Below are 26,236 nucleotides of genomic sequence, written 5' to 3' on the forward strand. Positions count from 1 at the left end.
GAAGAAGCTAGTTACGAAGAAGAGGTTGATGCTGATTATGGGGAAGAAGCTAGTTACGAAGAAGAGGTTGATGCTGATTATGGGGAAGAAGCTAGTTACGAAGAAGAGGTTGATGCTGATAATAATGCTCCTGAAGCAGGAGCAACAACTGTTATTAAGATGCCTCTCTATCAAGATTATCGTTTACCCATGGTTGTAGACCCAAAAAACCCTAAATTACCAGCCAATCATAAGATCTCCAAATTAAGAGGTACAGTTTGGAGAGGTAATGAAGTAGTAATTCGTACAAATAAAAATGGTGCTTTAGCTGAATATAGACCTTTTATTTTTTTTGATACTAAGGAAGATGCTATTGCTTATAAATATTTATCTATAGATCAACAAAAATTACCAGACTTTCCACGAATGAATAATTATATGGTTTTGAATCCTTTATTACAAACAAATAACTATATACCAATGATGGCAGTTAAAGCCGATCCTCTAAGGAATATTGCTTTGGATAAACGAATTGATTTTACTGTAAATCCTATTGTATTAAATAATCAAAGTTATGTAGCGGCATTAGAAAAAATAAGACTTCAAGAAGAAGAAAATAATAAATCTAAAGATATTATAACAGTAAATACGAATATTATGGAAAATATAATAGAATTTAAAGCTGAAACTCCAATAGAAGAATTTAGTGTTACTACGAATCGATCACTTTCAATACTTACTAATGTTATAAGTTCTGATGAAACTCAAAATATGCAACAAAAATATTCGCTAGAAAAGAGTGAATATTCTTTTTCTACAGATGAATATCCTTCACAAGATGTGGGAGATCAATTGGGATTTTTACAATTTTCTCCTTTATATATGATTGCACAAAATATTAATCAAGCTACTCTTGATCCAGATCAATATGTGATTAATGTAGGTGGAGATAATAGCGGTATTTTTGTTCATGAGACGGGAGATATTATTAATCCTTATAAAGTAATCTTTTTGGCATTAGATGATGCCATGAATCTTTATGAATATACGGTAGAAAACACTTTTGATGTGAGGGATTCTACTTCTGGAACAAGCCAGACAGCACGAGAATTATATCTTAGAATTTTAGATGAAAAAATTAGTATGAAACAATTTCAAAAAGTTCGTATGAATAGGGATTATCTTGACTAATTATTATAAATAAGTATACTTTATAAGCGAAGCGGGGGGATAATGATGTCAGATAAAAAACATATTATCTATGATGAGACTTATAATGTTATTGATAAGTTTGAAGAAATTATTCAAGGACAAATTTTCTACGCACGAAGCTTAATTGCTCAGAGATCATGGAATAAACTAGATACTTTTTTACACTCTATAGACTCTCATGAGGTTGCTAGTATTCTTGAATCCCTGCATGCTACTGATAAAATATTAGTTTTTCGTCTTTTATCTGAACACACAGCTACAGATGCATTTATGCATTTGGATGGAGATGAACAAGAAAAATTACTCTTTACCTTTACTGATGTTGAAGCAAGTTCTGTATTAGTATCAATGGATCCTGATGACAGAACAAGACTTTTAGGAGACCTACCTCCAACGGTAGTAACAGAGTTGCTAAAATTACTACCAATACAAGAAAGAAAAATAGCTAATACATTACTAAATTATCCTGAATATTCTGCAGGTCGTATTATGACTCCTGAGTTTGTTGCTTTGAATCCAGAATCATCAGCAATAGAAGCGCTAACACTTATAAAAACACAATCTGCTCAAAAAGAAACAATTTATACTTCTTATATTGTAGATATAGAAGGGGTGTTAATTGGTTCTGTAACTTTAGAAGAGTTGATTCTTGCGCCAGATAAAAAAAGATTAAAAGATTTTATGAAAGAATCTCCTGTAATTTCTTCGACACAAACAGATCAAGAGGAAATAGCTAATCTTATGAATTACTATGATTTAATGGTTCTCCCTATTACAGATAAACATCATCGATTGGTTGGTATCATTACCCATGATGATGTTATTGATATTATTCATAATGAAGCTACAGAAGATTTCCATCGTTTCACAGGTATTAATCCTAATGAAGTAAGCTATTTATCTGGATCTTTGTTTTCATTAATTGTTAATAGATCTGGTTGGGTGCTAGTATTACTATTGATAGCAGGTTTTTCACAGGATTTGATTCTTCATTATGGAGATCTTCTAAAAGATTACTGGATAGACCTTTCTTTATTTTTTACAGTATTAGTGGGAGTTGGTGGTAATATTGGGAGTCAATCATCAATTTTGGTGATCAGGGGAATTGCTACAGGAGAAATTGCTAATAATAACACACTACGATTAATAACAAGAGCGTCAATTTGTGGTTTGGTGATGGGAATCTTATTAGCAACAGTATTATTATTAAGAATCAGAGTTTTTCAAACAGGGGATTCTGTACAATGGATTGCTGCTATTGCTATGGTGTTCATTGTTTTTGTAGCTAATTTGTTAGGAGCGGTGCTGCCTCTTATTTTAAAACATTTGAAAATAGATCCAGCTATTGTTTCAGCACCATTGATTTCCACTTTGATGGATATAGGTGGTTTGATCGTATATTTAGAAATCGCAAAACATCTATTAAAATATTAAAATAAAAACATCAAAAACTCCTATCTACCAAGATGGGAGTTTTTTAATGATAAACAAAATCTCTTATTTTTATAGATGAGCTTAATAAATAATTTTTTTGATATATCTAAAGTTTGATATATTTGCAATAGATACAAAACTATATTAGAATTAATTATCTAGTATATTACATGATTAATTAAAGAGGGTTTATGTTATTTCATTGGTTATCAGAGGATATTAATCTTTTTCGTTACCTTACCTTTAGAAATATAGGAGCGGCACTTACTGCTTTTATATTTGTACTCTGGATAGGGCCTTTTGTTATAAACAAATTAAAAGAAATGAGATTTGGACAACAAATTCGAAATGAAGGTCCTTCTAGTCATTTAGTTAAAACGGGTACGCCTACAATGGGTGGTATTTTGATTTGGATTGTAGCAATTGTTTCAACACTATTATGGGCATCTTGGAATAGCTTTGTGTTGATTACCTGTCTATCTGTTATATTATTTGGAATAATTGGATTTATAGATGATTATGCAAAAATCAAACAAAAAAATACTAAAGGATTATCTACAAAAGGTAAATTTTTGCTACAATCAATCTTTGCATTTATTATTTTGATATTGATTTATTTCATCCCCCAATATCATCAAAAGTCAGAAAAAATCAGGCTTGAGATTGTTGACAGATATTCTGAATTAGTAGCGTCTACGAATGTAGTTTTGACCCAAGATTGGGAATGGGCAGTAAGTTATCCCTCAAGTATTGAAAAAGGTTATTATACACTTATAGGTCGTCAATACAATCCTGAAACAGGTAAAAATAGGAATGAAAAATATTTTGAGATACCATCTCTTATAAATAGTAAAATAGATAAACAAATATTTTCATCTCGTATAGTACAAGATGATGGTTTCAAAGTCATTTCTGATATTATTAAAAATTCTACAGATAAAGAAAATATAGTGTATAAAGAATCTCACAAATCTGTTACTAATATTTATAAAGCTAGATTGTTTAGTGCTTTTTTTGTACCTATGTATACAGAGGTTGTTTGGTATTGGCCTTTGGGAGTAGTTTTTTTATTTTTTATTTTTATTATTGTTGGTGTTTCTAATGCAACTAATTTGTCTGATGGATTAGATGGATTAGCAACAGGAATGGGAATTTCATTTTATATGCCTTTTGGTGTGTTTGCTTATTTAATGGGTAATGCTGTATTATCTAGTTATTTATTTTATCCTTATATTGAAGGGGCGGGTGAATTGACAATTTTTATTGCAGCAAGTATAGGTGCTTTTGCAGGTTTCTTGTGGTATAATGTTCATCCTGCTGAAATATTTATGGGTGATACTGGATCACTTCCTATGGGAGCCGCTATTGCTACGGTAGCTATTATGCTCAAACAAGAAATGTTATTAGTTGTTGCTGGTTTTATGTTTGTATTAGAAACAGTCTCTGTAATTTTACAAGTTTTTTGTTTCAAAAAATTTAAAAAACGAATTTTTAAGATGGCACCAATTCATCATCATTTTGAGTTAATTGGATGGAAAGAAAATCAAGTTGTTGTTCGTTTTTGGATTATGGGAACATTTTGTGCTATGTTAGCATTAGCTACTATAAAGATCCGTTAAAGAGATAGAGGCGTTTATGACTATTATTGTTAGAAAAGTTTTGTCTGCTAGTGTCATTGTATCTGGTAAAGAAGTTGCATCAATCAAAAAAGGATTACTGTTGTATGTAGGGATTTCTGTAGATGATACAACAAAAGAATGTGAATATTATGCTAAAAAAATTGCTCATTTGAGAATATTTGAAAGTGAGGGTAAAGATATTTCTGTACAGGATGTAGCAGGAGAAATATTGTCTGTGAGTCAATTTACCCTAGCTGCAGAAACTAAAAAAGGAAATAGACCTACTTATTCTAATGCAATGTCCTCACAAGAGGCAAAGCCATTATTTGATTATTTTAATAAATGTCTTCATACAGAATCAAATTTAATAATTCAAACAGGCATTTTTGGTGCTGATATGACAATACCAGCAGTGGATGATGGTCCTTTTACTATTATATTATAAAAAAATTAGATAAAAAAACACCTCTGTAACAGAGGTGTTTTTTTTATAGATATTATTTCTTTTTGGTAAGTAATTTGTTGAAACATAGAATATTCCAAGTAAGAATAGATATCCATGCAAAAATCATAAAGAATATACCACCTTTATTAAAGGTATAAGTAGGATTTTCTTGAGCAAAAGCCATAAGCGGTGTTAGTACTATAAAAAGTATTAGTAACAATTTAGTCATGAATTGAATCCTCCAATACGATTTTTAATTTTTCATTATGATTATTTTTTTTCCAAGCATAAGCAATGAGAAGATTAAATCCTATAGCTATTGCTACGAGAATAATACGAGTTGTAATAATTCCTGGACGAACCGCAGGATCATAATAAGTCATCATAAAACGAGCAGGACCTTCGGTTACAATCCAAGCTCCTAAAATAAGCACGAGTACGGTAGGAGTGATATATTTTAGTACAAAACAATAAATAGGTGTTATTTTGATCGTAGCACCTTTATGTAATTCAAGCCAACCTTTTTTACTATCGATATGAGTTGCGAATAGGACAGCTTCTATAGTACCAAATAGTAGTAAGAAGAAGTTACCACCCCAAAAATCAATTTCATCTAAAGTGTTAAGACTTGCATCAAGAGCAACATATGCTCCCATTCCAATAGCCATGATACCTATGATAGAAAGAGTTGTTTTGTTATTCCATTTTAGTTCTTCATTACAGAAAGATACTAGTGGTTGATACATAGATAGTGTTGAAGTGATACCTGCAAAGAATAATAGAAAGAACCAAATTACAGAGAGCAATCCTGCTAATGGTAATTGTGCTAATATTGCGGGCATAGTAATAAATCCCAAGCCAAAAGTACCACCTTGTGATACACTTGTTAACGCCCCAGTTCCTAATATTGCTGCAGTAGCAGGAATAATGATCATCCCACCGAGGATAACTTCAGCAAATTCATTAGTAGCATTGGCAGTCAGAGATGACAAAACAATATCTTCATCTCTTTTTACATAAGAGGCATAGTTGATAATAGCACCCATACCTATGCTTAAAGTGAAGAAAATTTGACCAGCAGCAGCAAGCCATGTTTTTGGTTGGATAAGAGCATTAAAATCAGGATTCCACATAAATGCTAATCCTTGTTCCATCCCAGGAAGGGTGAGAACACGAATCAATAATATCACTCCTAAAAACAAAAGAATAGGCATAAGAATTTTAGCTATTTTTTCAATACCACCAGAAACACCTTTGGCTAGAATACTAATATTTAAAGCGAGTGTGATTACAAAAAAGATAGCAGCAGCGGGTATGTTAAATATTTTGAATTCAAAAGAAAGGTATTTGCCAAAAAAATCTCCTGATTGACCATTAGCAGCCATTTCAGGAAGTAGACCAGTGAGAGAATAATATACATAACCTAACATGACAGATTCAAGATATAAATAATAAAAAGAAATAAACATCACAGCAAGCATACTTACAGAACCAAGATATTTTGCCCAAGGTTTACGGAACATAATATTAAAAGCACCTGGAGAACTACCATGCCCATGAGCTCCTGCATATCTACCTATATTCCATTCTAACCAAGAAATAGGGATACCAATAACAAGAAGTGCTATAAAATAAGGAATAAGGAAAGCTCCCCCTCCATTTTGAACAAGTTGACCTGGAAAACGTAAAAAATTCCCGAGTCCTACAGCCGAACCAGCTACAGCCAGTATGACGCCTATTGATGAAGCCCAAGAAGCTCTTTTTTGAGACATTATATCCTCCATAATTAAAATTAGTATGAGATAGTATATCATACTACAGAATTTTTGTCAAATTTTCAATCAAAATTTATTGCAAGTCCTTAAAATAAGTCTTTTTTTTTACTTTTGTTTGATTTTCAATCATTAAAAAGTATATTAGTAAGAAATTTTATTTTTCTATTAAGTAAAATAAAATCATACCGACAATTAAATAACGAGTGTATAGTGTATGTATTGAATACTACTTAATGAACATCGATAAAAGAGGTTGGTATGTCAAGAATAAAATTTTTAGATGTGTTAGAAGAAACAAAAACAAAACCAATATATAATCATAAAACAACAGAAGAATATTCTATTCCTAAAAAAGAAGAGATTCACTCTTCATATAGAGAAAGACCTGTGAGAAATTCAAGAACAATAGAAAATGAAAAATCATCATCACCTTCTTTAGCAAGCTTAAGAGAAAAAACTATTTTAAGAGATAGTGCAGCATCTCTTGATTCTAGATATATGAGTCGTCGTTCTGTTACTGAAAATGCTAATCCTCAAAAATATACTCAGCAGGCCTCTTCAAATACTAATACTGGTATTGAGGATAATAGAGTTTTGTGGACAGGTGCTTTGTTTGTTTTATTTGGTGGTATGTTATTTTTGTCTGGATATTGGGTAGGAAAAACTATCACAGGTAATGTTAGAGCTGAAAAAGAAGTATTAATTGCTCAATCATCAATGAATAATATGAAAATGAATTCATCAGATTCTTCTTTATCATTGATATCACAGCCGATGGCTTCTACGCTAGACACGATACCTCTTCCTCAAAAACCTATGAAAGTTGTAGAGCCTGCAATAGCTCCTGTCCCAAAAAATGTTCCAAAACCGACTATAAAATCTAAAGAATATGTAATCCAAGTATCTGCTCATTCAACTATAGAATCAGCTAGATTGGTAGAAGATCAATTAAGAGTAGCTGGATTTTCAGCATATACCTCAGAAAGTACTATTGGTGATGCGGTATTTTTTAGAGTTCGTTTGCGAGGATTTACTTCAAAAAATGAAGCTCAAAGTACTTTGTCAAAAATTAAAAGTGCAAATCTTGGTAAAGATGGTTTTGTTCTTACATTAGAATAAGCTATTATTTGTATAAATCAAAAAAGATATAACTGTATAGTTATATCTTTTTTTATGTAATATGATTATCTGTTGTAGAATAATATAACATAGCTATATTAATTTCGTTACTTGTGAATCCTAATTCTAATAATTCATCTTTACTTTTTTTGTGTTTTATATATTGAATTAATTGTTGTTCTTTTTCTAAATTAGCTCTAGAATTTTTCCTGTGTTTTTTAATTTTTTCTATAGGTATACCTTCAAACAAAAGATTAGTAGTAGAATTGTTAGAAATTTCATCAGGGGTGAAGGACTCTAAAGAAATAGAATCTATTGTTGGATCTACACTTATTTCTTGATTATCATTAGTGCTGTTTGTAGATCCTTTGTCTATTGGTATAGAAACATTTTGTTGTATATTATCTAACACAATATGCTCTATAGTCATATCATCAGTAATAGTATGATCAATAGATAGGATTTTTTTATGTGTATCTACAGGATTTGATGAGAGTGTCTGTAAAGAATGAACTTTATCCATTTGTAATGGTTTGAGATATTTTATTTTATTGGCTTCTTCAAATCTTTCTTTTAGAAGATGATCAATTTTTTGAGACAATCTAATTTTATGATTTAAGTCTTCAATTCGTGAATCCAATAATTCTACATTTCTTGTAGTGATACGATTGAATTCAGTAATTAAACTTTCTGTGTAGGAACGAAATTCTTGTAATTCACTATCAAAAGATTTTTTAATTATATTTTGTGTTAAAAAATAAAAGTTTATGGTAGATAAAATAAGACACAGAACCACTAACCATTCCATAAATTCTCTCCAATTGTTCATCATCTTTTATTTTATTATAAAAGAATAAAAAAAGCAAATTCTCTTTATTTGTCTAATTTATTATAAATATAGTATAATACAGATACATCATATTTATGATTTAGGAGATTTTGTAAATGTTTCAACATATATTAAGACAAGTTATATTAGTGAATATTCTAATTGTATTATTAACAGCTCCTATTTATACACAAACTAATAGTGAAGTATCAGAACAAGAAGAAATATTACAGCAAAGTGAAGTATCAGAACAAAAAAAAGTATCTTTGAAGTTCAAAGGTACTAGTAGCCAAAAAGCGATAGCAATTATAATTTCGAATCAAACTCCTATTACTGTAGAAATAAGAGAGATAATGTCAGATTTTGTTAAAAATGATCTCAAAGTTGCTCTAGTTCCTAAAGACTATACTTATGATTTGAACACACTAACTATATATAATAGTCCTTTTGCAAAAGAAGTTGCTTTTGTAATAAAAATAAATACCTATAATGAATCATTAAAGGAGCAAGTATTAAATCTAAATGTAGAGATCTTGAGATTATCTGATGGTGAGATCATCTCTCAAGACATAGCTGGACCAAGATCTAATATTCGACTAATTACTGTTCAAATAAGGAATATGCTTGCGAAATTAATGACTCAAATAAACTATTCAGATCCAATTATTTCTATAGTATACGATGATTTATTTGCTTTTCCGTATAAAAATTTTGATAATTTACGGCGTGGTGATGAAATTATTATTCGTTATGCTAGTGCTAGAAAAGGATTGAGTGAATCGATAGGTATTGTTCATAAAATGTCTAATGATATGGTACTAGTCAAAGATATCAATAAAAGAGTTGAGGTTGGCGATAAAATTATTAGAGGTACACCTCATAGAAATCGTTTTTATTTTAATATTGGTCTCATCGTTCCAATACTTGGTGAAAGTGTTTTGTCAGCCAAAAGTGATAATAAGATTTGGGAGTCTTCTCGTTATTGGCCCGCAGGATTTAAAATTGAAGGAGAATATGAGAGATTTTTACCTTATCGACTGGTATCTACCACAGCATTTGGAATAAATATGGATAGAACTGTTGGCACTTATTTGATGACAGGTATTGGTTATAGATTGTTCAAGAATTCATGGGAGTTTGTCCCCTATATTCGTCTAGGTGTTCTTTATAATACGATAGGATTGAATAATATAGAAGGTGATGCTGGTAATTTGCAAGGATTTTCTTTGAGATTTGGAGCTAATATAGGAATAAACATAGTAAAAAGAATAGATTCTGGGATGTTCGTGGGCTTGGATATAGGATTGCAATATTTTCCTTTTGAATCCGTATCTGTACTTGTTGACTCTAAGAAGATTACACCAGAATGGAAAAACAAAAATGGATATTCGAAAGATTTCTCAATGACAGAATTATATCCCTATCTTAGTTTAAAAATAGGATGGATATTTTAATTTAAGTATATTTATATAATAACCGATAAAATAAGTACAAGTATAACATTGTAAACACAAATTTTTCGGAGTAAATTTGCATGAAAATAACTTTTTGGGGTGTCAGAGGCACATTACCAACTCCTGATTTGGATAAAATGAAAACAGGTGGGAATACAACTTGTGTTGAAGTTCGAATTAATAACAATATAATAATTTTTGATGCTGGAACAGGTATAGTGAATTTGGGAAGATCCTTACTCAAGGAATTTGAAGGAAAACAACTACCTACTATTTATATTTTTTTAACACATACGCATTGGGATCATTTGGATGGATTTCCTTTTTTCAGTGTACTGTTTTGTAAAGATGTGCAGGTAAAAATTTATGGTCCAATGGGTAAAAATAGACGATTAGAAGAATTGATTTGTACACAAATGGATGATGATTTTTGCCCTATTAGTTATACAAAATTACCAGCATTTATTGATTATTTTGAAATAGGTGAAGAAGAGATACAATTACCGAATGATATAAAAATTATTTCTAAAAAACATATTCATCCTGGGGGAGCGTATAGCTATCGTTTGGAACATAATAATAAAGTTTTTGTTTTTAATACAGATATAGAACATTATAACACTCGATTAGATCAAAGAGTTGTCGAAATATCTCAAGATGCAGATCTTATGGTTCATGATGCTCAGTATACAGAAGATCAAATTGAAGATCATATAGGATGGGGACATTCTACTTGGCAGCAAGCTGTTGAAGTTGCAAATCTTGCTAATGTTAAAATGCTTGGTTTAACACATCATGATTTGGAAAGAACTGATAAAGAAATAAATGTTTTAGAAAAAAAAGTAAAGAAAGTTTTTGAAAATTCTTTTTTCTGTAGAGAAAAAATGAGTATAGAATTATAACAATACTATTAAATTTTAAAAGCTTTGTGAAAATTATTTTTGACAATTAAAGATAGTTCTTCTATAGGAATATTTCTTAAATTAGCAAAGAATTGATAAGTGTGTTGCACATGATTTGGAATATTAGATTTATGCCTTACAGGAACAGGGCTTAAGTAAGGGCTATCTGTTTCAAATAGAATTCTATCCAAAGGAATCATTTGAGCCACTTCTTGAAGTTCTACAGATTTTTTATAAGTAAGAAGACCTGAAAAAGAAATATAATCACCACGATCAAGAACTAATTCAGCTTCTTTAATACCATAACTAAAACAATGAATAATAGCTGGAGTTTTGTACTTCATTAGGGAATGATAAGATTCTTTAAAACTCATGCGAGAGTGGATAATAACAGGAAGTTGTAATTCTTCTGCAAGAGCTAATTGCTTTTCAAAAAGAGATTCTTGAGCTATAGGAGTTCCATAACTATCATCTTTGAAGTCAATTCCTATTTCACCAAGAGCAACATGCTTATAATTAATGAGAACTTTTTTTAATTTTTCTATTTCTTGATCCTCATTAAAATTGAGTATATTTGCACGATTAGGATAAATACCAGTTGCAAAATATATATTATTATGTGAAGAAAGTTTAGGATAGTTTTGTAAAAATTCATCTGCATCTAAAGAAATATGAACAATAAGCTCTAAGTTGCTATCAAATAAAAAATTAAAATCAATTATTTGTTGATCTGTAGATAAATTTTGTAAAACATAATCAAGATGTGCGTGAGTATCTATAAACATAATAAATCCTTATCATATAATTTGTTTATTATATATAGGATTATTACAAATAATCAATTTTTGTATACCTTGTTAAATCATTGACAATATATACAAAAAAAAGTATAATGCGTTATAATTAAAATAATTTTTAATACATTATAAATTAGAATTAATATGGAATTTAATGGAACATTATTATGGGGAAAGTATGAGTATTATTAAAAAAGAATCACTCAAAATTGATACTATTATACCAAAACAAGATCTTCGTTTCTTTGATCAAGAAAAATTAAATAAAAGTTTTTTATTAAGATTAAAAAAGCTTTGGATAGAGCTCAAGACTAAAATTCATAATTTTGGAGTACAGCGTTTGTCAATAATGTGTACCCCTCATATTGGTATTAGAGGTTTTACAATTCACCTCTCTAACTATTTATTATTGTTTATTGGCATTGTTTGCTCTATTACTCTTCTTTCTGTAACTTATATTTTGGCTCAAGGGCATCAAAGTGCAAGAACTCAAATTCGTTTGGTAGTAGAAAATGATGCTTTGGAAGAAAAAATATTTTTAGTATCCGAAACAGTTGAGTCACTTTCAGAGTATTTTTCAAAATTTCGTTTAGAAGTGGGTTCTATTATCACTCCTGTATCTGAATCCTCTCTTATTACAACACTTAACGATCCTATGATTTCTATAGAATCTAATGCATCAACTCCTAAAGAAATAGTACAACTACAAAAATTAGAAAAAGAATTAGATGTCACAAAAGAGAAAATATTTCATGTTGGTAACTTTATGCAAGAAAATAAAAGAGTGTTAAGAGAAATGCCTTCTATTTATCCACTTGCAACGAGAGCTCGAATCACTTCTCGTTTTGGACTTCGCAGGAATCCTTTTGATCAGCGTGGTATAGAAGGACATGAAGGTTTGGATCTTGCAACATTACCTGGAACACCTGTATATGCTGGAGCTGATGGTATTATTATTAAATCTGGTGTTCAAGGTGGATATGGTAATTTTATTGAAATTCAACATAAATATCAATTTAGAACAAGATATGGACATTTACAAGGTTTTGCAGCACAAACTTATGCTGGAGCTCGCGTTAAACAAGGCCAAGTTATTGGTTATGTAGGAGCAACAGGACGCGTAACAGGATACCATTTGCATTATGAAGTGCTTATTGGTAATAATCGTGTAGACCCAGAACCATTTGCAATGATGTTAAGGTAATATAATAGGATAGTATTTAAATATATACTATCCTATTTTGGATTCGAATGATCAATAATATTGGGAAAATTGAGGGAGTAACAAATGAGTTGTGTTTCTATAGGAATTAAAGATAATGATTTGTATGTTGTTATTGAAGGGAAAGGAACAGCTGAATATTGTTCAGAATTGAATGGCTATATTCAAAATTATTTTTCTTCAATGGATATAGATCATATTTATTTCGATACAAAAAATGCGATTTATTTAGATAGTTCTTTTATTGGTATTATTTTATCTGTGAAGAAAAAATTATCTTCAAAAGAAAAAAGTGTATGTTTACTTAATCCCAGTGATAAAATAGTAGATGTTTTTCAACTTATGGGTTTAGAGTCCTTTGTTCCATCTATATATGATCAAAAAATATTATGTGAAAAATGTTCTGTTGAAATTCATAAAAAATTAGAAAATACAATTTCTGATATCAAGTTATTATTAGATTCTCATAAAACATTGATGTCTACAAGTAGTGAAAATCACAAACGATTTGCTTTAGTTGAAAAAGTTTTTCAAAAAGAACTAGATCAAAAACAATATCATAATTAGAGTTTTATATGTTAAATATCTCTCCTCAAGCAATTATCTCTTCTGAGGTAACTATAGGAAAAAATGTAAGTATTTCTCCTTTTTGTATTATTGAAGGTGATGTCACTATAGGTGATAATACTGTAATATATCCTTATGTTCATATCAAAGGCCCCGTTATCATAGGTCAAAACAATCAAATTTTTAATAATGTAACTATAGGATTGGCTCCTCAAGATCTTAGTGGTCAAAAATCACCTCATGGCATTATTATAGGTAATAATAATATTTTGAGAGAAAATGTCACTGTTCATGCACCTGTATTTTATGAAGATGTTTCTATTTCTATAAATACAGTAATAGGAAATAATTGTTTTTTAATGGTTAATTCTCATGTGTCTCATAATACAGTGCTGAAGAATGGAGTTATTTTTGCTAATGGAGTTTTGGGTGCAGGATGTTGTACTTTTGATAATAATGTTTTTATTTCAGGTGGTGTGTTAGTTCACCAATATGTACATATTGGTGAATATGTAATGATCTCTGGTGGTTCAAGGATAGGAAGAGATATTCCTCCTTTTATGATGGTATCAAGCTTTTATGGATTAATTAGCGGGATTAATTCTGTAGGTTTGCGTAGAGCTAATTTTTCTATTGAAGATAGAAAAATAATAAAAGATATTTTTCGTATTTTCAAAGAAACTAATTCCCTTACTCCAGCTCGAGAAGCTATTTATAACAAATACAATACTATAGATAGCAAAGTTATTCAAACGACTTTAGATTTTCTCAAATCATGTAAGCGTGGAATTTCAGAATTTGGTGAAGGCCAAGATGCAAAAAATACTATATTTTAATATGTTATTATTTATAATAAAACCCCTAATAGACCAATCTATTAGGGGTTTTTAATTTTATTATTTATGCCATTTCTGATACAAAGCCATATTAGAATTGGTAGAAGTAATTAATGTATTAAAATCATCTTTAAAATAATAAAATATAGGAGTTCCTATGACTGGGGGATTAAAACCTACATTATCATTATATTCGTATAATATAATGGCATACTTTGGTTGATAGTAACCTACTTTATAAAAGAAAGTCTTTCTACTTATTCCATTGACAGGATGATCTATAGAAATATTATAAATACCATCTGTTGAAAAAGTACTTGTAGAATTAATAACAGCCTCTCCAGCCGGTGTGTTAATCGTTTCTGTATTGATCCAGGGTGATATTGTCAAATTTTCTTCATAACCATTAGGTATTGTCTGACATGATAGTATAATAAAGAAATTAAGTAGTAGGCTTATTTTTTTTATCAATGTATATTTTAGGTTGACGCAATTCTTTTTGTTTTTTAGGGTCTTTTTCATCATAAATTTTGATCTCTATTTCTATATTTTTTGTATTAATACCTTTACTAATAAGATATTGCTTGATAGCATTTCCTCTTATAATTCCTAGTTTGTATGCTTCGGTTTTGCTTGATTGTGCTTCTTGATAATAAGCTTGTGCAAGAATTTTGATATTATCTTGCGGATTCATTTTATAATAAGACCATAATTCATCCAAGTAAGCGAATAATTGATCTGAAATGATCCCGAATTCTGGTTCAAAATAAGCAATATTTTCTGTTATAATAAGATTTTCATCTTTAAGATCAGTTAATATGTCAATTTGTATCTCATGAAATTTTTTATTTATATTATTACCTAAAGTGTCTTGAATAAATATTTCGAAATCCAAGGTTTCAGCACTTTTCACCTTAGTATCTGGATACCAAAAGAATCTATTTGTATTAGTAGTACCTTTAAAGGTGTGAATAACCTTATCTTTGTATTTGATACTAATAATCCAGTTAGATATATTATGAATATCTTTGGCAGAAAAGTCAATTTTCAAAACATCGTCAATCCCATCACTATTAGGACTGAATCGTTTAGGCGAAAATTGAATATCAAATAATGGTGGTGTATTGTCAAGAGTTACAATTAGGGGTAGTGAATCGATTTGTTTGTCTGTATAATGTTGTTCTAATACAATAAGATACTGTCCATCAGAGGCTGTTTTTTGATCGTTATTTTTCCCATTCCATGTTAACAAAGAGGGTAAATTATTTATATCTTGTTCTTGTGAATATATTTTCTTTCCAGTCTCATCATAAACGACAAGATAAGATCTTTTTAATCCTAATATTGCTGTGTAATCGATATTAATGGAGATAATATCAAACTGCCCATCATTATTAGGAGAAAAATTGACTTTCTTACTTGTTATTTTAGGTTTTCGAGCTTGTGTTTCTATGGTGATATTACTAATTATTTGTTCATTAAAGTTTCCAGCTTTATCATAAGAAGTAACGATATAAGAAAATGTTCCTGAAGCTATGTTAATTCTTTTTGGATTTTGTAATTGCCATGAATTGTTAGTTGGTGCTTCCCCTTCTTTCCAATACCAATCATCTATTTTTTTATTATCAGTGTTATCAATAAGTTTTGCTGACCAAGGATCTATTGAAGATAATTGTTGATCAACAGTAAAAGCCATAGTAGGATCATCACCTAAATACAAAAATCTATTTTTCTTAGTAATTGATAGTTTGGCAGTTGGTTTTGTAAGATCAATAATAATAGTATTAGTAGTAGATGTTAGTAATTGATTTTCATTATATCGTGCATACATTATAGCACTATAAGATCCTTCTGGTACAATTTTGTTATTATTATCTAATCCATCCCAGATAATTTTTGTTGGAATATTGTTAGAAGTAGTAGTTGAGAAATAATTATAAAAAAAGCGTTCGGCTGTAAATTTGTTATCTACTTTTTGTTGTTGATCTTCGAAAGTTCGAATAACTTGTCCCTTGGTATTTATTATATCGATACGCCAGGCATCGATAGGAAATATACCTACGATACTTGGTAAAAGATAAACAAGATCTTGAATAAGATCCTTATTAGGTGAAAAATAATTAGTAGAGTTTTCATTATAAAGAACACTTAGTATAGCTGACATATTGGTAGATTTTTTAGTACCTATCCCAAGCTCGAATCCTATAGTATGTAAATATTCTATTTTATCAAAAAATTCACTACCACCAAAAACATAGGCTAATTTAAAAGAAAAGTGATCCCATTCATATCCTAAAGCTGTACCAAAAGTGTAAGGTAATAATTGATTTGTTCCAAATCCTAGTCCATGATTTCCTAAAATTGCTCCTACAGATAGATCCCAAACATTCCAAAATGTTAATGTTGTTCCTATAGATAGCCAAGTTTGTAAATGTATGTCTGGGCTTGAAAGAGGTACAAATCCAATACTATAGTCTAATACAAATTTCCATTGTGCATTTTTGTATTTCATGAAAGTTGCTTCCATACCGAATTGAAGTAACATTTCAGGAATTGGATTAAAACATGTTTTTGCAGTAGGAAAAAAAATTGTTTTAAATGTTCCCCCTATAGAAAAATCAATAAATCCCCATCCCTTTGAGATAGGAATAAAATCTTTCGGAAGCCATAGAAGTCCTAATGTAAATCCACCTCCGATATTATTTTTTAAAGCAGTAGGATGAATAGTTAATATTCCTTCTATACCGAAAGCAAGATCGGAACGAATTTTTTTACCATAGCCTATATGAGTCATCGAAGTTTCATCAAAGGATAAATATTGTGATCCTACATATAAAGTACCACCAGGTTTGATAGGTGAAGAAATACCAAAAGTTCCACCCCAATCATCTCCTATGATATTTCCTGAAGAAAAAAATCTAATATTTTCTGTAGTAGCACTTGAAGCTGGATTGAGTAAGGAATAAAACCCTGAGTTTTTTGAACCAACACCAGCATACCCCTGAGCTGCTATTCCACTATTAAAACCTGAATACCAAAGTTGAGATCCTGGATCTAAAGCATTCAGTATATTCAAATTATTTGTAAGAGTTATAATAAATAATAATACAATTTTTTTGTGCATAATATTAATATTTCCTTTTGTCATTGTCATACAATTATTTTTATAGTTGTATCTATTGGTAGTTCGGAATTAGTTATTAAATCTTAATAATATATATATAATTGTACTATATATTGACAAAGTTTAATAATTGTATCATAATTATATATATATTATAAAGGTTCAGGTACTATGACTGTTGCAGAATATTATATTTTTGGGATAAAAATCACAGATATTTCCAGAGATGAGTGGAGAAATTATCTTTATGATAGATTGCATCATGGGAAATATGCAAGAATTATCATTCTAACAGAAAAAAAACTGTTTCAAGCCTTGTTTAATAGAGAATTAAAAGAAACTATTAATCAAGCTGATATAGTTTTATGTGCTTCTAGTTTAATATCGTGGTTGTCGTATCATATGTATACACGCATATTGAAACCTTCTTTAGCAGTTACTTATATTTTGGATGCTTTATCAATTGCTTCTGAATGTCAATCTACAGTTAGTTTTTTTGGAAGTAGTAAAAAAACATTATTTGTTACTGTAAAAAAAATAACAAAGTCTTTTTCTGGAGTGAAAATTGTAAGTCATTATCCTGAGCACATACCTCTCAAAGAACAAGGTAAAGTTTTTGTAGCCTTAAGAAAAAGTGCAGCCAAACTCGCCTTGTTTAACCTGAGAAATGAAAAACAAGAAGAATTATGGATCAATAAAAATTATGAAATTTTTAAACAAGGTGTTACGATAGGTACTGATGATAGTTTTGAAATTATTGCTGGATTCAAATCTGTACCTTCATTAGAAATGCAAGAAAAAGGATATTTGGGACTTTATGAATTTATGAAAAATCCTTTCAATATTGCTAAATTTTTTAGATGTATTGTATTGTTTTATTTTTTTCTATATTTTAAAATTTTAAAAAAAAAAGAACCTAGTTAGGTTCTTTTTTTTTGTCATCTATCGTTTAGAGAATTTTTTTCTAATAATGTCATTTCTGCTGCTGATAATCTACAATAATTAGGCTCTATAGATTTTAGCTGATCTGTAGATTTTTTAGAAAAACAGGATTCGTCTAATTGTTTGATATAAAATTTGTCAAAACATTGAATAGCTATTATTGTATCAGCATGAATTTCTATAATATTGTTGACCATGGTATTGATTAAAAATTCTTGTACTAATGGAGCTCCAGAACCTATAAGTACAATTTTTTTGAAGTTGTGTTTTGTCTGAATATCTATGATCTCTTGTGCTAATATTTCTGGAAAAATATCACAATCTTCTAACAAAATTGAAGAAGATGAAGTAATATTTGTAAAAACACGCTTCATTTTGCTATCAATACAAGGTACATATAAAATATCTGGTTTTTGTTTTATCGTGGATCTTCTTAGTAATTCTAAAGATGATAAACTTATAATAGCTGTATCATAAAGCCAAGCCCAAGTTCTGAAAACAGAAAATCCTAATCTCAAGCCCATAAAAGAACCAGGGCCTTTACCTATGATAAAAGCATCTACATCTTGAATAGATAGTTTTGCTTGTTGCAACAAAGCATCTACAGCAGGAATTAAAGTAGATTCCAAGTGTTGAATAATCGGTGGGAAATCATATTCTTGAGTGGGAGTAATCAATCGTAAGATTAAATGATTGATAGAAGAACTATCTAAAGCTAATATAATTTTAAAATTATTCATAATAAAAAACTATACTTTTCTATAGAAACTCAATGCTGTATCTCCATAAGCTTTGGTTTCCAGATAACCTTCTAATGTATTTAACTCTTCTATATGCGTTTTTTTACCATGTTCTAAGATAAAAAGACCATTCTTACTAAGAAGAGCAAAAGCATCTCTATGAAGATTTTTTAAAAAATGAGTAATATCAGGATAAAAAGGATCTGCAAAAACAATATCAAAACTTTCTTCTTTGAAGAGGGTAGATATTTTGTTGACAGTAGTTCGGAATGTTTGATAGTTACTTTTATCTACTAAAGCATAAAGATTTTCTCTTAATGCTTTGTATGTTCGAGAGTCATATTCTACAAAACTAACAAAATCTGCCCCTTCTGAAAGAGCTGTTATACCAACAGATCCTGATCCTGCAAACAAATCCAAAAAGCGAGCACCGAGAATTTCTGTGCGAAGTACATTAAATAGGGCTTGTCTGACTTTGTCTGATGTTGGTTTTAATTTTCCATCTGGAGAAAGAATGTTTTTTCCTCTCCATTTTCCTGAGCTTATTCGCATGATGATACCAATGTTCCTATAGATTTTTTATTAATAATAGATACTAGATTGTCGCCTGAAAGATTAACAACACGAATAGGCAAATTATTTTCCATGGCTAAAGAAGTTGCTGTAAAATCCATAACATTGAGTTTTTTAGCGAGAACTTCTTGATAAGAAATAAAATCATACTTTTTGGCATCTGGAAATTGGTGAGGATCTTTGTCATAAACCCCATCGACTTTAGTGACTTTAATCATGAGATCAGCGTTTATTTCTAAGGCTTTTAATACACCTGCTGTATCTGTAGAAAAATAAGGAGCACCAGTACCACCCGCAAAGATTACTACTTTTTTTTGAGTAAAATAAGTATCTAAAAGCTGAGGAGAGGATTGTTGAAACATACCATCAATACTAAAAGCACCCAAGACGATACAATCAAGTTGAAATTCTTGTTGAAGAATATCTTGTAATACTATTGCATTAATAGCAGTTCCTAACATTCCAGCAGAGTCAGCTTTGGTACGCGTAAGATATTGTGCCGATGTTCCTCTCATAATATTACCAGCACCGATAACAATACCTAATTGAACACCTGTATCATGAGCTTGTTTGAGATATTTGGCAAGAGTTAGCAAAGAGTCTTGATCTAGTCCATATCCTCCAGTACCACCCAACATTTCACCACTTGCTTTAATGAGAATTCGTTTTAACATATGTTCCTCGAATATTATTCATACTAATTTATAGTGAGCTTAGTATAATATATTTCATGAATTTAGTCAACGCTATATATAAAACACTGTTGTTAAAAATAAATAATATTATATATGCATATACTTTATTGACAATATTATAGATACAAGATATAATAAACAAAAAGAAGAGGAATTGATGAAAATAATTGTGTTATTTTGTTTAATGATTTTACCAATGAGTTCTTATAGTCAATTTGTGATAGATAAAGACATCTCTGTTGAATCTAAAATACTTATTGAACAGGCTCAGAATAAGAAGAGTTCTTCTAAAAAAACAGAGCGAGTTTCTGAAGGTTTTAATTTTGCTATTACTTCTAGTTTTACCAGTGGATTTGTTTTTAGACCTTTATTTTATTATGAAGAGAATGTTGAAACAGGTATTTTTAACACAACTGCATTTGAATTCTATATGCCAGCATTAGCATCTACACCAAATACTCGATTTTTGCTTTCTATGCGTTTTTCTATGCCTATTCCTGAAACAATTACTGGCGATTCTATATTTACTTGTCGTTTGGGTTATGGAATAGGTTTTTCTAGTATCTTTTTTGATCAAAGAAATAAAAAAGGTCAAGGTTGGACTGGTGCTGTCAATTTATTATTTGGTCAAGATTTTGATATATTATCGATTGAATATATAAAGAATGTTGTTATAATAAATCGTATTGATCTTGGGATGCGTTGGAATTATTTTGTCAATCGAAATTTCGCTTTTGTCTTTGGTTTAGATATAGGTGGTGGATTTTACTTTGATAGGTATAATCGACAAATTACTAATTATGGATATCTTTTAGATGATTATTATTTTGATATCCCTATTCTAGCAGGTATTGTTAATATTGGTTTAACTGTAGGATTTATGTTTTAGTAAATAACAAAAACTCAAATTTCTATTGGATATCTATATTTAGAATACAGTTTTTATAACAAAATACCTGTATATATTCAATAAATATAATACAACAATATCAAAAAGCCTACTCTTAAGAGTAGGCTTTTATTGATTTTCTGTTAAGTAACGAATAATAGCAACTGCTGCTGTTGCTGCTTGGGGGGCTCTTAAAATACGAGTCCCTAGGCTATAACTTTGACATTTCCAAAATAATAACTGATCTATTTCTTTTTGAGAAAATCCACCTTCAGGACCAATAAAAAAAGCATGATCCTTATTATAATTAATATTATTCAAATTTTGTGAAGGAGCACACTCTTCTTCCCAAAATATTATCTTTTGAGAAATATTAGCTAAACTATGTGCTATATCTTTAAAAGAAATAGATTCCATTACTTGACAAGGATATAATCCGCCTACTTTTTTAATTGCTTCATTAGCAATTTTTTGTCTACGCTCTTGTTTTTTGGTAAGTTGTTTGAGATCATATTTGGGAATAGATCGCTCAGCAAAGAAAGGAATTATTTTTTGAATACCGTGTTCTGCAAGTAAAGATATTGTATTATCCATAGCATCATTTTTCAATTCTCCAATAAAAGCAACAGAATGCAATGCTTTTTCTACACCAAATTTACTAGACAGCACTTTTAATTGAATATTTTCTTTATCAATATGAATAATAGATAACTCAAATATTTGTCCTGATCCGTTAGAAGCTTCTAAGATATCTCCTGTATTTACTCTAAGTACTCGTGACAAATGTGATACCTGATCTTCAGGAACAAAAAAAGTTTCATTGATAGAAGGGATTTGAGAAAAATAAAAACGACGCATCTTATAATCCTTAAGATTGAAATTGTTGAATATGACCTCTTACTGAGGCTTGTAGAAAATTAGATAGAATAAGCTGAGCAGCATAACGATCTAAATTTTGTTTGAGTTTTTTCCCACGCTTTCCTGTATTGATAAGAAAATCGCGGGATTCTTTGGAACTGAGAGATTCATCCTGAAGATAAATTGGTAATTGAAAAAGTCTTTCTAATTTTCGGATAAAACCTAAGATATGAGGTGCAATGGTACTTTCTCCATCATGAAGAGGTATACCAACTACAAAACCACCAATATTGTATGTTTGGATAGATTTATTCAAATAGTCCCAAAAATCGAGATTATTAAGGTGAACTTCATGAGGAGAAGAGATAATACGAAGTTCATCTGTAAGAGCCATCCCAATACGCTTCGTGCCATAATCTATTCCCAAGAGCCTACTCATATGAATCTTGGATATCATTGACAATATAATTAGCAACATTTTTGATAGAATCAATACTACCTAAAGTTTCATTTAATTTTTCTTTTGCATCGGACATAAGATAATTTTTCATTTCAGGAGCCATATCTAGATAAAAAATTGCTTCATGATACAATCTATCAGATGTTACTTCAAATTGTAGTATCTCAGGAAAAACTCGAGCATTCAAAAAAACATTTGGGAGACCTACTAATGTTTCATCATTTAAATTTTCAGTTTTTTTGATAGTTTTAAAGGTAAAATCACTTACTTTATAAGTAATTATAGGATACATTCCCATCATTACGGCTTCTAAAGTAATAGTACCTGCACTAACAAAACCGAGAGCACAGTGTGACATAATTTGAAGGCTAGAATCGTCAACAAGATGTACGCAATAGGAAATACCAGATTTTTCTATCTCTTGATTTATTTTTTTTGCTAAATCTTTGTGTGCCAAAGTTATGAGAAAGTCTACATTTCTTTCAACATTTAATCGTAAAGCTGTTTTTAAGAATATAGGAAGTAATTGTTTAATTTCTTGATTACGAGATCCAGGCATTAAAGCTATATATTGTTTGTTAGGATTAAGATTGTTTTTGATAAAAAAATCAGGGTGAGAAATAAAAGTTTTTAATTTTTTGGATAAAGGATTTCCAAAGAAGAAAGAGTTTTTATTATATTTTTTATAAATAGGTAAATCTGGTTGCATATAGCAAAATAATGCATCACACAATTTGGCTATCATGGAGGCGTTTTTAGCTCCCCACATAGAAACCCGAGGAGGAATAAAAAAGTATATTTTGATAGAATTACCAAAAGCTCTGCGTATTTTTTTTGCTGCTAATATACTAAAAACTTCATGATCAACAAGAATCACATGTTTACAATTATTTTTTTTTATATTTGGTACGATACTGTTTAGTATTCTAGAATGTTTGAACAAAAAACGGATAGCTTCGACAAGACCAATGGCTGATAATAAAGAATTATCAGTAGAAACATTGATCAGTCCTTGCTTTTGCATGTGAATACCACCACAACCAACAAATTGACAATGTATCTGATCTTTTATTTGAGTCATGAGTTCTGCAGCAAATATATCACCAGAAACTTCACCAGCAATAATAAAAATAGGAGTAGAATGAGATAGTTTGTTATTTAACATAGGTCCTTCTTTTTTTGTATACAAATTGGTATTATATATTTTGTAATAATAATTTGTTAAATTCACTTTTAGAATTTTCTATACTTGTTTGTTTGGGAATAGTATCATCAAAAATAGTTTTACGATTGCGTATATTAGGCCTAGTAATAACCCCAATGTTATACTCAGCAGTACTATAAATAGAATTTATTTGGTCAGAAACATCTTGAGCATTGTAAAAATTTAATAATGCTTGAGAATCAAAGTAGTCTGCTTGATTACGATTAACAGAAGCATAATTAGCATTAATAACGCCAATATTGTTGTAGGTTTTTGCTAATTGAGTATAGACTTCTTTATGTCTTTTATTATTAAGCTCAGGTTGTGGAATATTATCTTTGAGTAATTTAAATGTATTAGCAGCTTTCGTTAATTCTATTTGTGCTAATTGAGGATTACGAGTTTTGTACAGTGCAGAGCCTAAAGCATAAGCAAGAACAGGATTATTAGGAGTTTCTTTATAAATATCACTCCAAGAGTCAATAGCTTCTTTTGGATTGTCATTTTGGTATTCCAACCATCCATAATTGTAACTTAATAAAGTGTTTTTGGTAGAAGACGGCATCATTGCTTTAGCAATTCTATAATGATATATAGCGGTGCTATGAGCTTTTTTCATATCTCCAAATTCGTTATCCCACATATAATACATATGTCCTAAATTTATGTGAGCTTTGAAATCTTCAGGATTTATATTTAATGCTTTGTCAAACATTTTCTTTGCTTGAACAAGTTTATCACTATTATGACTTGGAGAATAAAGATATAATTCTCCTAAAAGATTGTAACTTTCTCCATGAATAGAATTAAAAACTATAGAATTAGTTAGTAATTCCCCAGCACCTTTAATATCATAAGATAACATTTTGTAGCGAGCAAATTCAAAATAACTAGTACTAACTATATTGGAAATTTCTGTAGGATTAATATTATAATATTGATTCATAATTTTCTGAAGGCTAGGCACTTTGTTGTAGTATTGGTCAAGCATAGGAGATATTTGTCTAAGTATCTGTTCGGATTTTGTTAAATCTCTTTGGTCAGTGTAGTATTTTGCCAATTGATTCATAATATATAAATTAATATGTTTTGGATTTAATTTTGTAATTAATTGAGAAATTAAATCTATCTGTTCTTTGTTTCCAATTCTTATATATATATCTATCATTCTATAATAAGGTGCTGGATCTTTAGAATTGTTAAGAATATACTGTTGATAGACATCAGCTGCTTCATATAATAATTCAGTTTGTTTGTTCTTGTTGTCTATAAAATAATCAGAATAATTAATAAATAAAGATCCTAGAACATCCCAAACTTCAAATTTATTAGGATGAAACGGAGCAAGTTTTTTCATAATAGTAATAGCATTTGTAAAATATTTAGGCCCTAAATTAGTATAAAAACTGCTAGCATTAGTAGCAATAGTAATATTTTGAGGTTCTATAGCTATAGCTGCCAAATGTTTTCTTTCAGCTTCTGCTATTAAGCCTTTAGTATTATAAACATCACCATATTTCATAAACCATTCAGCAATAGGTTTGCCAGCAATTGCATTAGCTTGTTGAAAGAGAGCTTCTCCTTCAACAAAATTATCTTTTTGTACCTCAGCCAATCCTTTATTAAATATAGAATTTACACGCATCGGTTGTGCCAATCCAAACCAAGTAATAATACCTGTTAATAAGAGAATTAATCCGTATAAAGTATATTTTTTTATATTGTAGATAAATTCTGTTTTTAAACGATACATGGTATCTTGATAATCTGCTACATCATTAGCTTGAAAAGAAGCTTTAAGGGTCTGTTTTTCAGATAATTGATAAATATCTGTGGAGTCTGAATTGTTTAATTGTACCAAGAGAGCTGCAATAGTATCTTCTGGAGCGTCAATTAGTAATAAAGATATGAGTTTTTTATAAATATCATTGTATGCTTCTGGATCAGCAATAATTTCTCTAATCTTAAATCTTAAATCTTTATCTATAAAAGAATTTATTTTATATCTTATAGCAAATATTTGTTCTTGTGTAAGAACTAGATCAGTATTAAGGTCTTTTTTTTGCTTATCCCAAATATTAAAATCAACACTTTTATCGAGCACTTCATAATCTGTGGGTGCTTCTAGAGAATGTATAGGAATTTCTAGAGAAGTGTTATTTAATTCTGTTTCCAAAAAATCAGGTGTAGTGAAAGAAAAATCATCTATTTCAGTTTCTTCTATTTTTTCTTGTTCACTTTCAATATTTTGTTCACTGAATTCTTCTGGTAATTCTATATCAAATTCATTTGTATCATCAAGGATATCAGTCAACATTTCTTCATTAAAGGTATTATTTTCTATTTCCTCATCAAACATATCCTCATCAAAGTCTGAGTCATCATTATCGAGAGGATTATCGAAGTCAGTATCATCATTGTCGAGAGGATTATCGAAGTCGGTGTCATCATTATCGAGAGGATTATCGAAGTCGGTGTCATCATTATCGAGAGGATTATCGAAGTCAGAGTTATCATTGTCAAGAGGATTATCGAAGTCGGTGTCATCATTATCGAGAGGA

At 29.8% G+C, this 26,236-nt stretch carries 25 protein-coding genes; 12 read left to right on the forward strand and 13 right to left on the reverse strand.

The window, feature by feature from the left end; all coding sequences use genetic code 11:
* The 4 genes from KFW21_04815 to dtd form a co-directional block, all read left to right on the forward strand.
* Positions 1-1,170: hypothetical protein (locus tag KFW21_04815; protein MDK2818752.1), on the forward strand; the 1,170-nt coding region annotated here is incomplete at its 5' end.
* Positions 1,171-1,215: 45 nt separating this feature from the next.
* The gene (gene mgtE / locus KFW21_04820) at positions 1,216-2,625 is read left to right on the forward strand and encodes a magnesium transporter (protein MDK2818753.1); all 1,410 of its coding nucleotides are present in this window, start codon (positions 1,216-1,218) and stop codon (positions 2,623-2,625) included.
* Positions 2,626-2,816: 191 nt separating this feature from the next.
* The gene (mraY, locus tag KFW21_04825) at positions 2,817-4,244 is read left to right on the forward strand and encodes a phospho-N-acetylmuramoyl-pentapeptide-transferase (GenBank protein ID MDK2818754.1); all 1,428 of its coding nucleotides are present in this window, start codon (positions 2,817-2,819) and stop codon (positions 4,242-4,244) included.
* Positions 4,245-4,260: 16 nt separating this feature from the next.
* A complete protein-coding gene (gene dtd, locus KFW21_04830; protein ID MDK2818755.1) occupies positions 4,261-4,689 on the forward strand; it encodes a D-tyrosyl-tRNA(Tyr) deacylase in 429 nt (142 codons plus the stop codon).
* Between the two features lie 52 nt (positions 4,690-4,741).
* Here the strand turns inward: dtd and KFW21_04835 are convergent, their stop codons facing one another.
* Both KFW21_04835 and KFW21_04840 read right to left on the reverse strand, forming a co-directional pair.
* Entirely contained in the window at positions 4,742-4,918 is a 177-nt protein-coding gene (locus KFW21_04835) for a hypothetical protein (GenBank protein MDK2818756.1), read from the reverse strand.
* Positions 4,911-6,461: a sodium-dependent transporter gene (locus tag KFW21_04840; protein MDK2818757.1), complete on the reverse strand. Its 1,551-nt coding sequence runs from the start codon at positions 6,459-6,461 to the stop codon at positions 4,911-4,913. Before KFW21_04840 ends, KFW21_04835 begins: the two co-directional genes overlap by 8 nt.
* Before the next feature lie 261 nt (positions 6,462-6,722).
* On the opposite strand from KFW21_04840, the gene KFW21_04845 reads away from it, so the two are divergent.
* Positions 6,723-7,583 (forward strand): SPOR domain-containing protein, encoded by an 861-nt coding sequence (locus KFW21_04845; protein MDK2818758.1) that lies wholly within the window; start codon positions 6,723-6,725, stop codon positions 7,581-7,583.
* Positions 7,584-7,635: 52 nt separating this feature from the next.
* Here KFW21_04845 and KFW21_04850 read toward each other — a convergent pair whose 3' ends face one another.
* The gene (locus KFW21_04850) at positions 7,636-8,391 is read right to left on the reverse strand and encodes a hypothetical protein (protein MDK2818759.1); all 756 of its coding nucleotides are present in this window, start codon (positions 8,389-8,391) and stop codon (positions 7,636-7,638) included.
* 137 nt (positions 8,392-8,528) lie between these two features.
* On the opposite strand from KFW21_04850, the gene KFW21_04855 reads away from it, so the two are divergent.
* Positions 8,529-9,866, forward strand: a complete 1,338-nt coding sequence (locus KFW21_04855; protein MDK2818760.1) for a hypothetical protein — start codon at positions 8,529-8,531, stop codon at positions 9,864-9,866.
* An 80-nt stretch (positions 9,867-9,946) separates the two neighbouring features.
* The gene (locus KFW21_04860) at positions 9,947-10,768 is read left to right on the forward strand and encodes an MBL fold metallo-hydrolase (GenBank protein ID MDK2818761.1); all 822 of its coding nucleotides are present in this window, start codon (positions 9,947-9,949) and stop codon (positions 10,766-10,768) included.
* Between the two features lie 8 nt (positions 10,769-10,776).
* On the opposite strand, the gene KFW21_04865 is transcribed toward KFW21_04860, so the two are convergent.
* Entirely contained in the window at positions 10,777-11,553 is a 777-nt protein-coding gene (locus KFW21_04865; GenBank protein ID MDK2818762.1) for a TatD family hydrolase, read from the reverse strand.
* A gap of 190 nt (positions 11,554-11,743) precedes the next feature.
* On the opposite strand from KFW21_04865, the gene KFW21_04870 reads away from it, so the two are divergent.
* The 3 genes from KFW21_04870 (at position 11,744) to lpxA (ending at position 14,190) form a co-directional block, all read left to right on the forward strand.
* Positions 11,744-12,769, forward strand: a complete 1,026-nt coding sequence (locus KFW21_04870) for a M23 family metallopeptidase (protein ID MDK2818763.1) — start codon at positions 11,744-11,746, stop codon at positions 12,767-12,769.
* An 84-nt stretch (positions 12,770-12,853) separates the two neighbouring features.
* Positions 12,854-13,354: an STAS domain-containing protein gene (locus KFW21_04875; GenBank protein ID MDK2818764.1), complete on the forward strand. Its 501-nt coding sequence runs from the start codon at positions 12,854-12,856 to the stop codon at positions 13,352-13,354.
* An 8-nt stretch (positions 13,355-13,362) separates the two neighbouring features.
* Entirely contained in the window at positions 13,363-14,190 is an 828-nt protein-coding gene (gene lpxA / locus KFW21_04880) for an acyl-ACP--UDP-N-acetylglucosamine O-acyltransferase (GenBank protein ID MDK2818765.1), read from the forward strand.
* Between the two features lie 60 nt (positions 14,191-14,250).
* On the opposite strand, the gene KFW21_04885 is transcribed toward lpxA, so the two are convergent.
* Both KFW21_04885 and KFW21_04890 read right to left on the reverse strand, forming a co-directional pair.
* The gene (locus tag KFW21_04885) at positions 14,251-14,661 is read right to left on the reverse strand and encodes a hypothetical protein (protein MDK2818766.1); all 411 of its coding nucleotides are present in this window, start codon (positions 14,659-14,661) and stop codon (positions 14,251-14,253) included.
* Positions 14,633-17,314, reverse strand: a complete 2,682-nt coding sequence (locus tag KFW21_04890; GenBank protein MDK2818767.1) for a gliding motility-associated C-terminal domain-containing protein — start codon at positions 17,312-17,314, stop codon at positions 14,633-14,635. The genes KFW21_04885 and KFW21_04890 overlap by 29 nt, the downstream gene beginning before the upstream one ends.
* A 171-nt stretch (positions 17,315-17,485) precedes the next feature.
* Here KFW21_04890 and KFW21_04895 point away from each other — a divergent pair, with 171 nt between their 5' ends.
* Positions 17,486-18,238, forward strand: coding sequence for a WecB/TagA/CpsF family glycosyltransferase (locus KFW21_04895; GenBank protein ID MDK2818768.1), 753 nt, complete (start codon positions 17,486-17,488; stop codon positions 18,236-18,238).
* 14 nt (positions 18,239-18,252) lie between these two features.
* Here the strand turns inward: KFW21_04895 and tsaB are convergent, their stop codons facing one another.
* From tsaB to pyrH, 3 genes are read right to left on the reverse strand one after another with little or no spacing between them, the layout of a single operon-like run.
* The gene (gene tsaB / locus KFW21_04900; protein ID MDK2818769.1) at positions 18,253-18,996 is read right to left on the reverse strand and encodes a tRNA (adenosine(37)-N6)-threonylcarbamoyltransferase complex dimerization subunit type 1 TsaB; all 744 of its coding nucleotides are present in this window, start codon (positions 18,994-18,996) and stop codon (positions 18,253-18,255) included.
* Between the two features lie 9 nt (positions 18,997-19,005).
* A complete protein-coding gene (gene rsmD, locus KFW21_04905; GenBank protein ID MDK2818770.1) occupies positions 19,006-19,548 on the reverse strand; it encodes a 16S rRNA (guanine(966)-N(2))-methyltransferase RsmD in 543 nt (180 codons plus the stop codon).
* Positions 19,539-20,243, reverse strand: coding sequence for a UMP kinase (pyrH, locus tag KFW21_04910; GenBank protein ID MDK2818771.1), 705 nt, complete (start codon positions 20,241-20,243; stop codon positions 19,539-19,541). Before pyrH ends, rsmD begins: the two co-directional genes overlap by 10 nt.
* 178 nt (positions 20,244-20,421) lie before the next feature.
* Between pyrH and KFW21_04915 the strand changes: the two genes are divergently transcribed.
* On the forward strand, positions 20,422-21,153 hold the full coding sequence (locus KFW21_04915; GenBank protein MDK2818772.1) for a hypothetical protein: 732 nt from the start codon (positions 20,422-20,424) through the stop codon (positions 21,151-21,153).
* Between the two features lie 129 nt (positions 21,154-21,282).
* Here the strand turns inward: KFW21_04915 and KFW21_04920 are convergent, their stop codons facing one another.
* From KFW21_04920 to KFW21_04935, 4 genes are all read right to left on the reverse strand, one after another.
* Positions 21,283-22,011: a 16S rRNA (uracil(1498)-N(3))-methyltransferase gene (locus KFW21_04920; protein MDK2818773.1), complete on the reverse strand. Its 729-nt coding sequence runs from the start codon at positions 22,009-22,011 to the stop codon at positions 21,283-21,285.
* A gap of 10 nt (positions 22,012-22,021) precedes the next feature.
* The gene (gene ruvX, locus KFW21_04925) at positions 22,022-22,450 is read right to left on the reverse strand and encodes a Holliday junction resolvase RuvX (GenBank protein ID MDK2818774.1); all 429 of its coding nucleotides are present in this window, start codon (positions 22,448-22,450) and stop codon (positions 22,022-22,024) included.
* Complete coding sequence (locus KFW21_04930) at positions 22,443-23,636, reverse strand: hypothetical protein (GenBank protein MDK2818775.1); 1,194 nt, start codon at positions 23,634-23,636, stop codon at positions 22,443-22,445. Before KFW21_04930 ends, ruvX begins: the two co-directional genes overlap by 8 nt.
* 31 nt (positions 23,637-23,667) lie before the next feature.
* Positions 23,668-26,236 (reverse strand): hypothetical protein (locus tag KFW21_04935; GenBank protein ID MDK2818776.1); only part of this gene is annotated, 2,569 nt, incomplete at its 5' end.

Source organism: Spirochaetota bacterium (assembly GCA_030154445.1).
GTDB lineage: Bacteria > Spirochaetota > Brevinematia > Brevinematales > Brevinemataceae > Brevinema_A.

Excerpts from the sequence above, each read along its gene's own strand:
- pyrH (MDK2818771.1), bottom strand. The coding sequence starts at position 20,243 with ATGTTAAAACGAATTCTCATTAAAGCAAGTGGTGAAATGTTGGGTGGT.
- ruvX (MDK2818774.1), bottom strand. The coding sequence starts at position 22,450 with ATGAGTAGGCTCTTGGGAATAGATTATGGCACGAAGCGTATTGGGATG.
- KFW21_04855 (MDK2818760.1), top strand. The coding sequence starts at position 8,529 with ATGTTTCAACATATATTAAGACAAGTTATATTAGTGAATATTCTAATT.
- KFW21_04835 (MDK2818756.1), bottom strand. The coding sequence starts at position 4,918 with ATGACTAAATTGTTACTAATACTTTTTATAGTACTAACACCGCTTATG.
- lpxA (MDK2818765.1), top strand. The coding sequence starts at position 13,363 with ATGTTAAATATCTCTCCTCAAGCAATTATCTCTTCTGAGGTAACTATA.
- KFW21_04890 (MDK2818767.1), bottom strand. The coding sequence starts at position 17,314 with ATGCACAAAAAAATTGTATTATTATTTATTATAACTCTTACAAATAAT.
- KFW21_04860 (MDK2818761.1), top strand. The coding sequence starts at position 9,947 with ATGAAAATAACTTTTTGGGGTGTCAGAGGCACATTACCAACTCCTGAT.
- mgtE (MDK2818753.1), top strand. The coding sequence starts at position 1,216 with ATGTCAGATAAAAAACATATTATCTATGATGAGACTTATAATGTTATT.
- KFW21_04870 (MDK2818763.1), top strand. The coding sequence starts at position 11,744 with ATGAGTATTATTAAAAAAGAATCACTCAAAATTGATACTATTATACCA.
- rsmD (MDK2818770.1), bottom strand. The coding sequence starts at position 19,548 with ATGCGAATAAGCTCAGGAAAATGGAGAGGAAAAAACATTCTTTCTCCA.
- KFW21_04875 (MDK2818764.1), top strand. The coding sequence starts at position 12,854 with ATGAGTTGTGTTTCTATAGGAATTAAAGATAATGATTTGTATGTTGTT.
- tsaB (MDK2818769.1), bottom strand. The coding sequence starts at position 18,996 with ATGAATAATTTTAAAATTATATTAGCTTTAGATAGTTCTTCTATCAAT.
- KFW21_04840 (MDK2818757.1), bottom strand. The coding sequence starts at position 6,461 with ATGTCTCAAAAAAGAGCTTCTTGGGCTTCATCAATAGGCGTCATACTG.
- KFW21_04915 (MDK2818772.1), top strand. The coding sequence starts at position 20,422 with ATGAAAATAATTGTGTTATTTTGTTTAATGATTTTACCAATGAGTTCT.
- KFW21_04865 (MDK2818762.1), bottom strand. The coding sequence starts at position 11,553 with ATGTTTATAGATACTCACGCACATCTTGATTATGTTTTACAAAATTTA.
- KFW21_04850 (MDK2818759.1), bottom strand. The coding sequence starts at position 8,391 with ATGGAATGGTTAGTGGTTCTGTGTCTTATTTTATCTACCATAAACTTT.
- mraY (MDK2818754.1), top strand. The coding sequence starts at position 2,817 with ATGTTATTTCATTGGTTATCAGAGGATATTAATCTTTTTCGTTACCTT.
- KFW21_04895 (MDK2818768.1), top strand. The coding sequence starts at position 17,486 with ATGACTGTTGCAGAATATTATATTTTTGGGATAAAAATCACAGATATT.
- KFW21_04930 (MDK2818775.1), bottom strand. The coding sequence starts at position 23,636 with ATGTTAAATAACAAACTATCTCATTCTACTCCTATTTTTATTATTGCT.
- KFW21_04920 (MDK2818773.1), bottom strand. The coding sequence starts at position 22,011 with ATGCGTCGTTTTTATTTTTCTCAAATCCCTTCTATCAATGAAACTTTT.
- dtd (MDK2818755.1), top strand. The coding sequence starts at position 4,261 with ATGACTATTATTGTTAGAAAAGTTTTGTCTGCTAGTGTCATTGTATCT.
- KFW21_04845 (MDK2818758.1), top strand. The coding sequence starts at position 6,723 with ATGTCAAGAATAAAATTTTTAGATGTGTTAGAAGAAACAAAAACAAAA.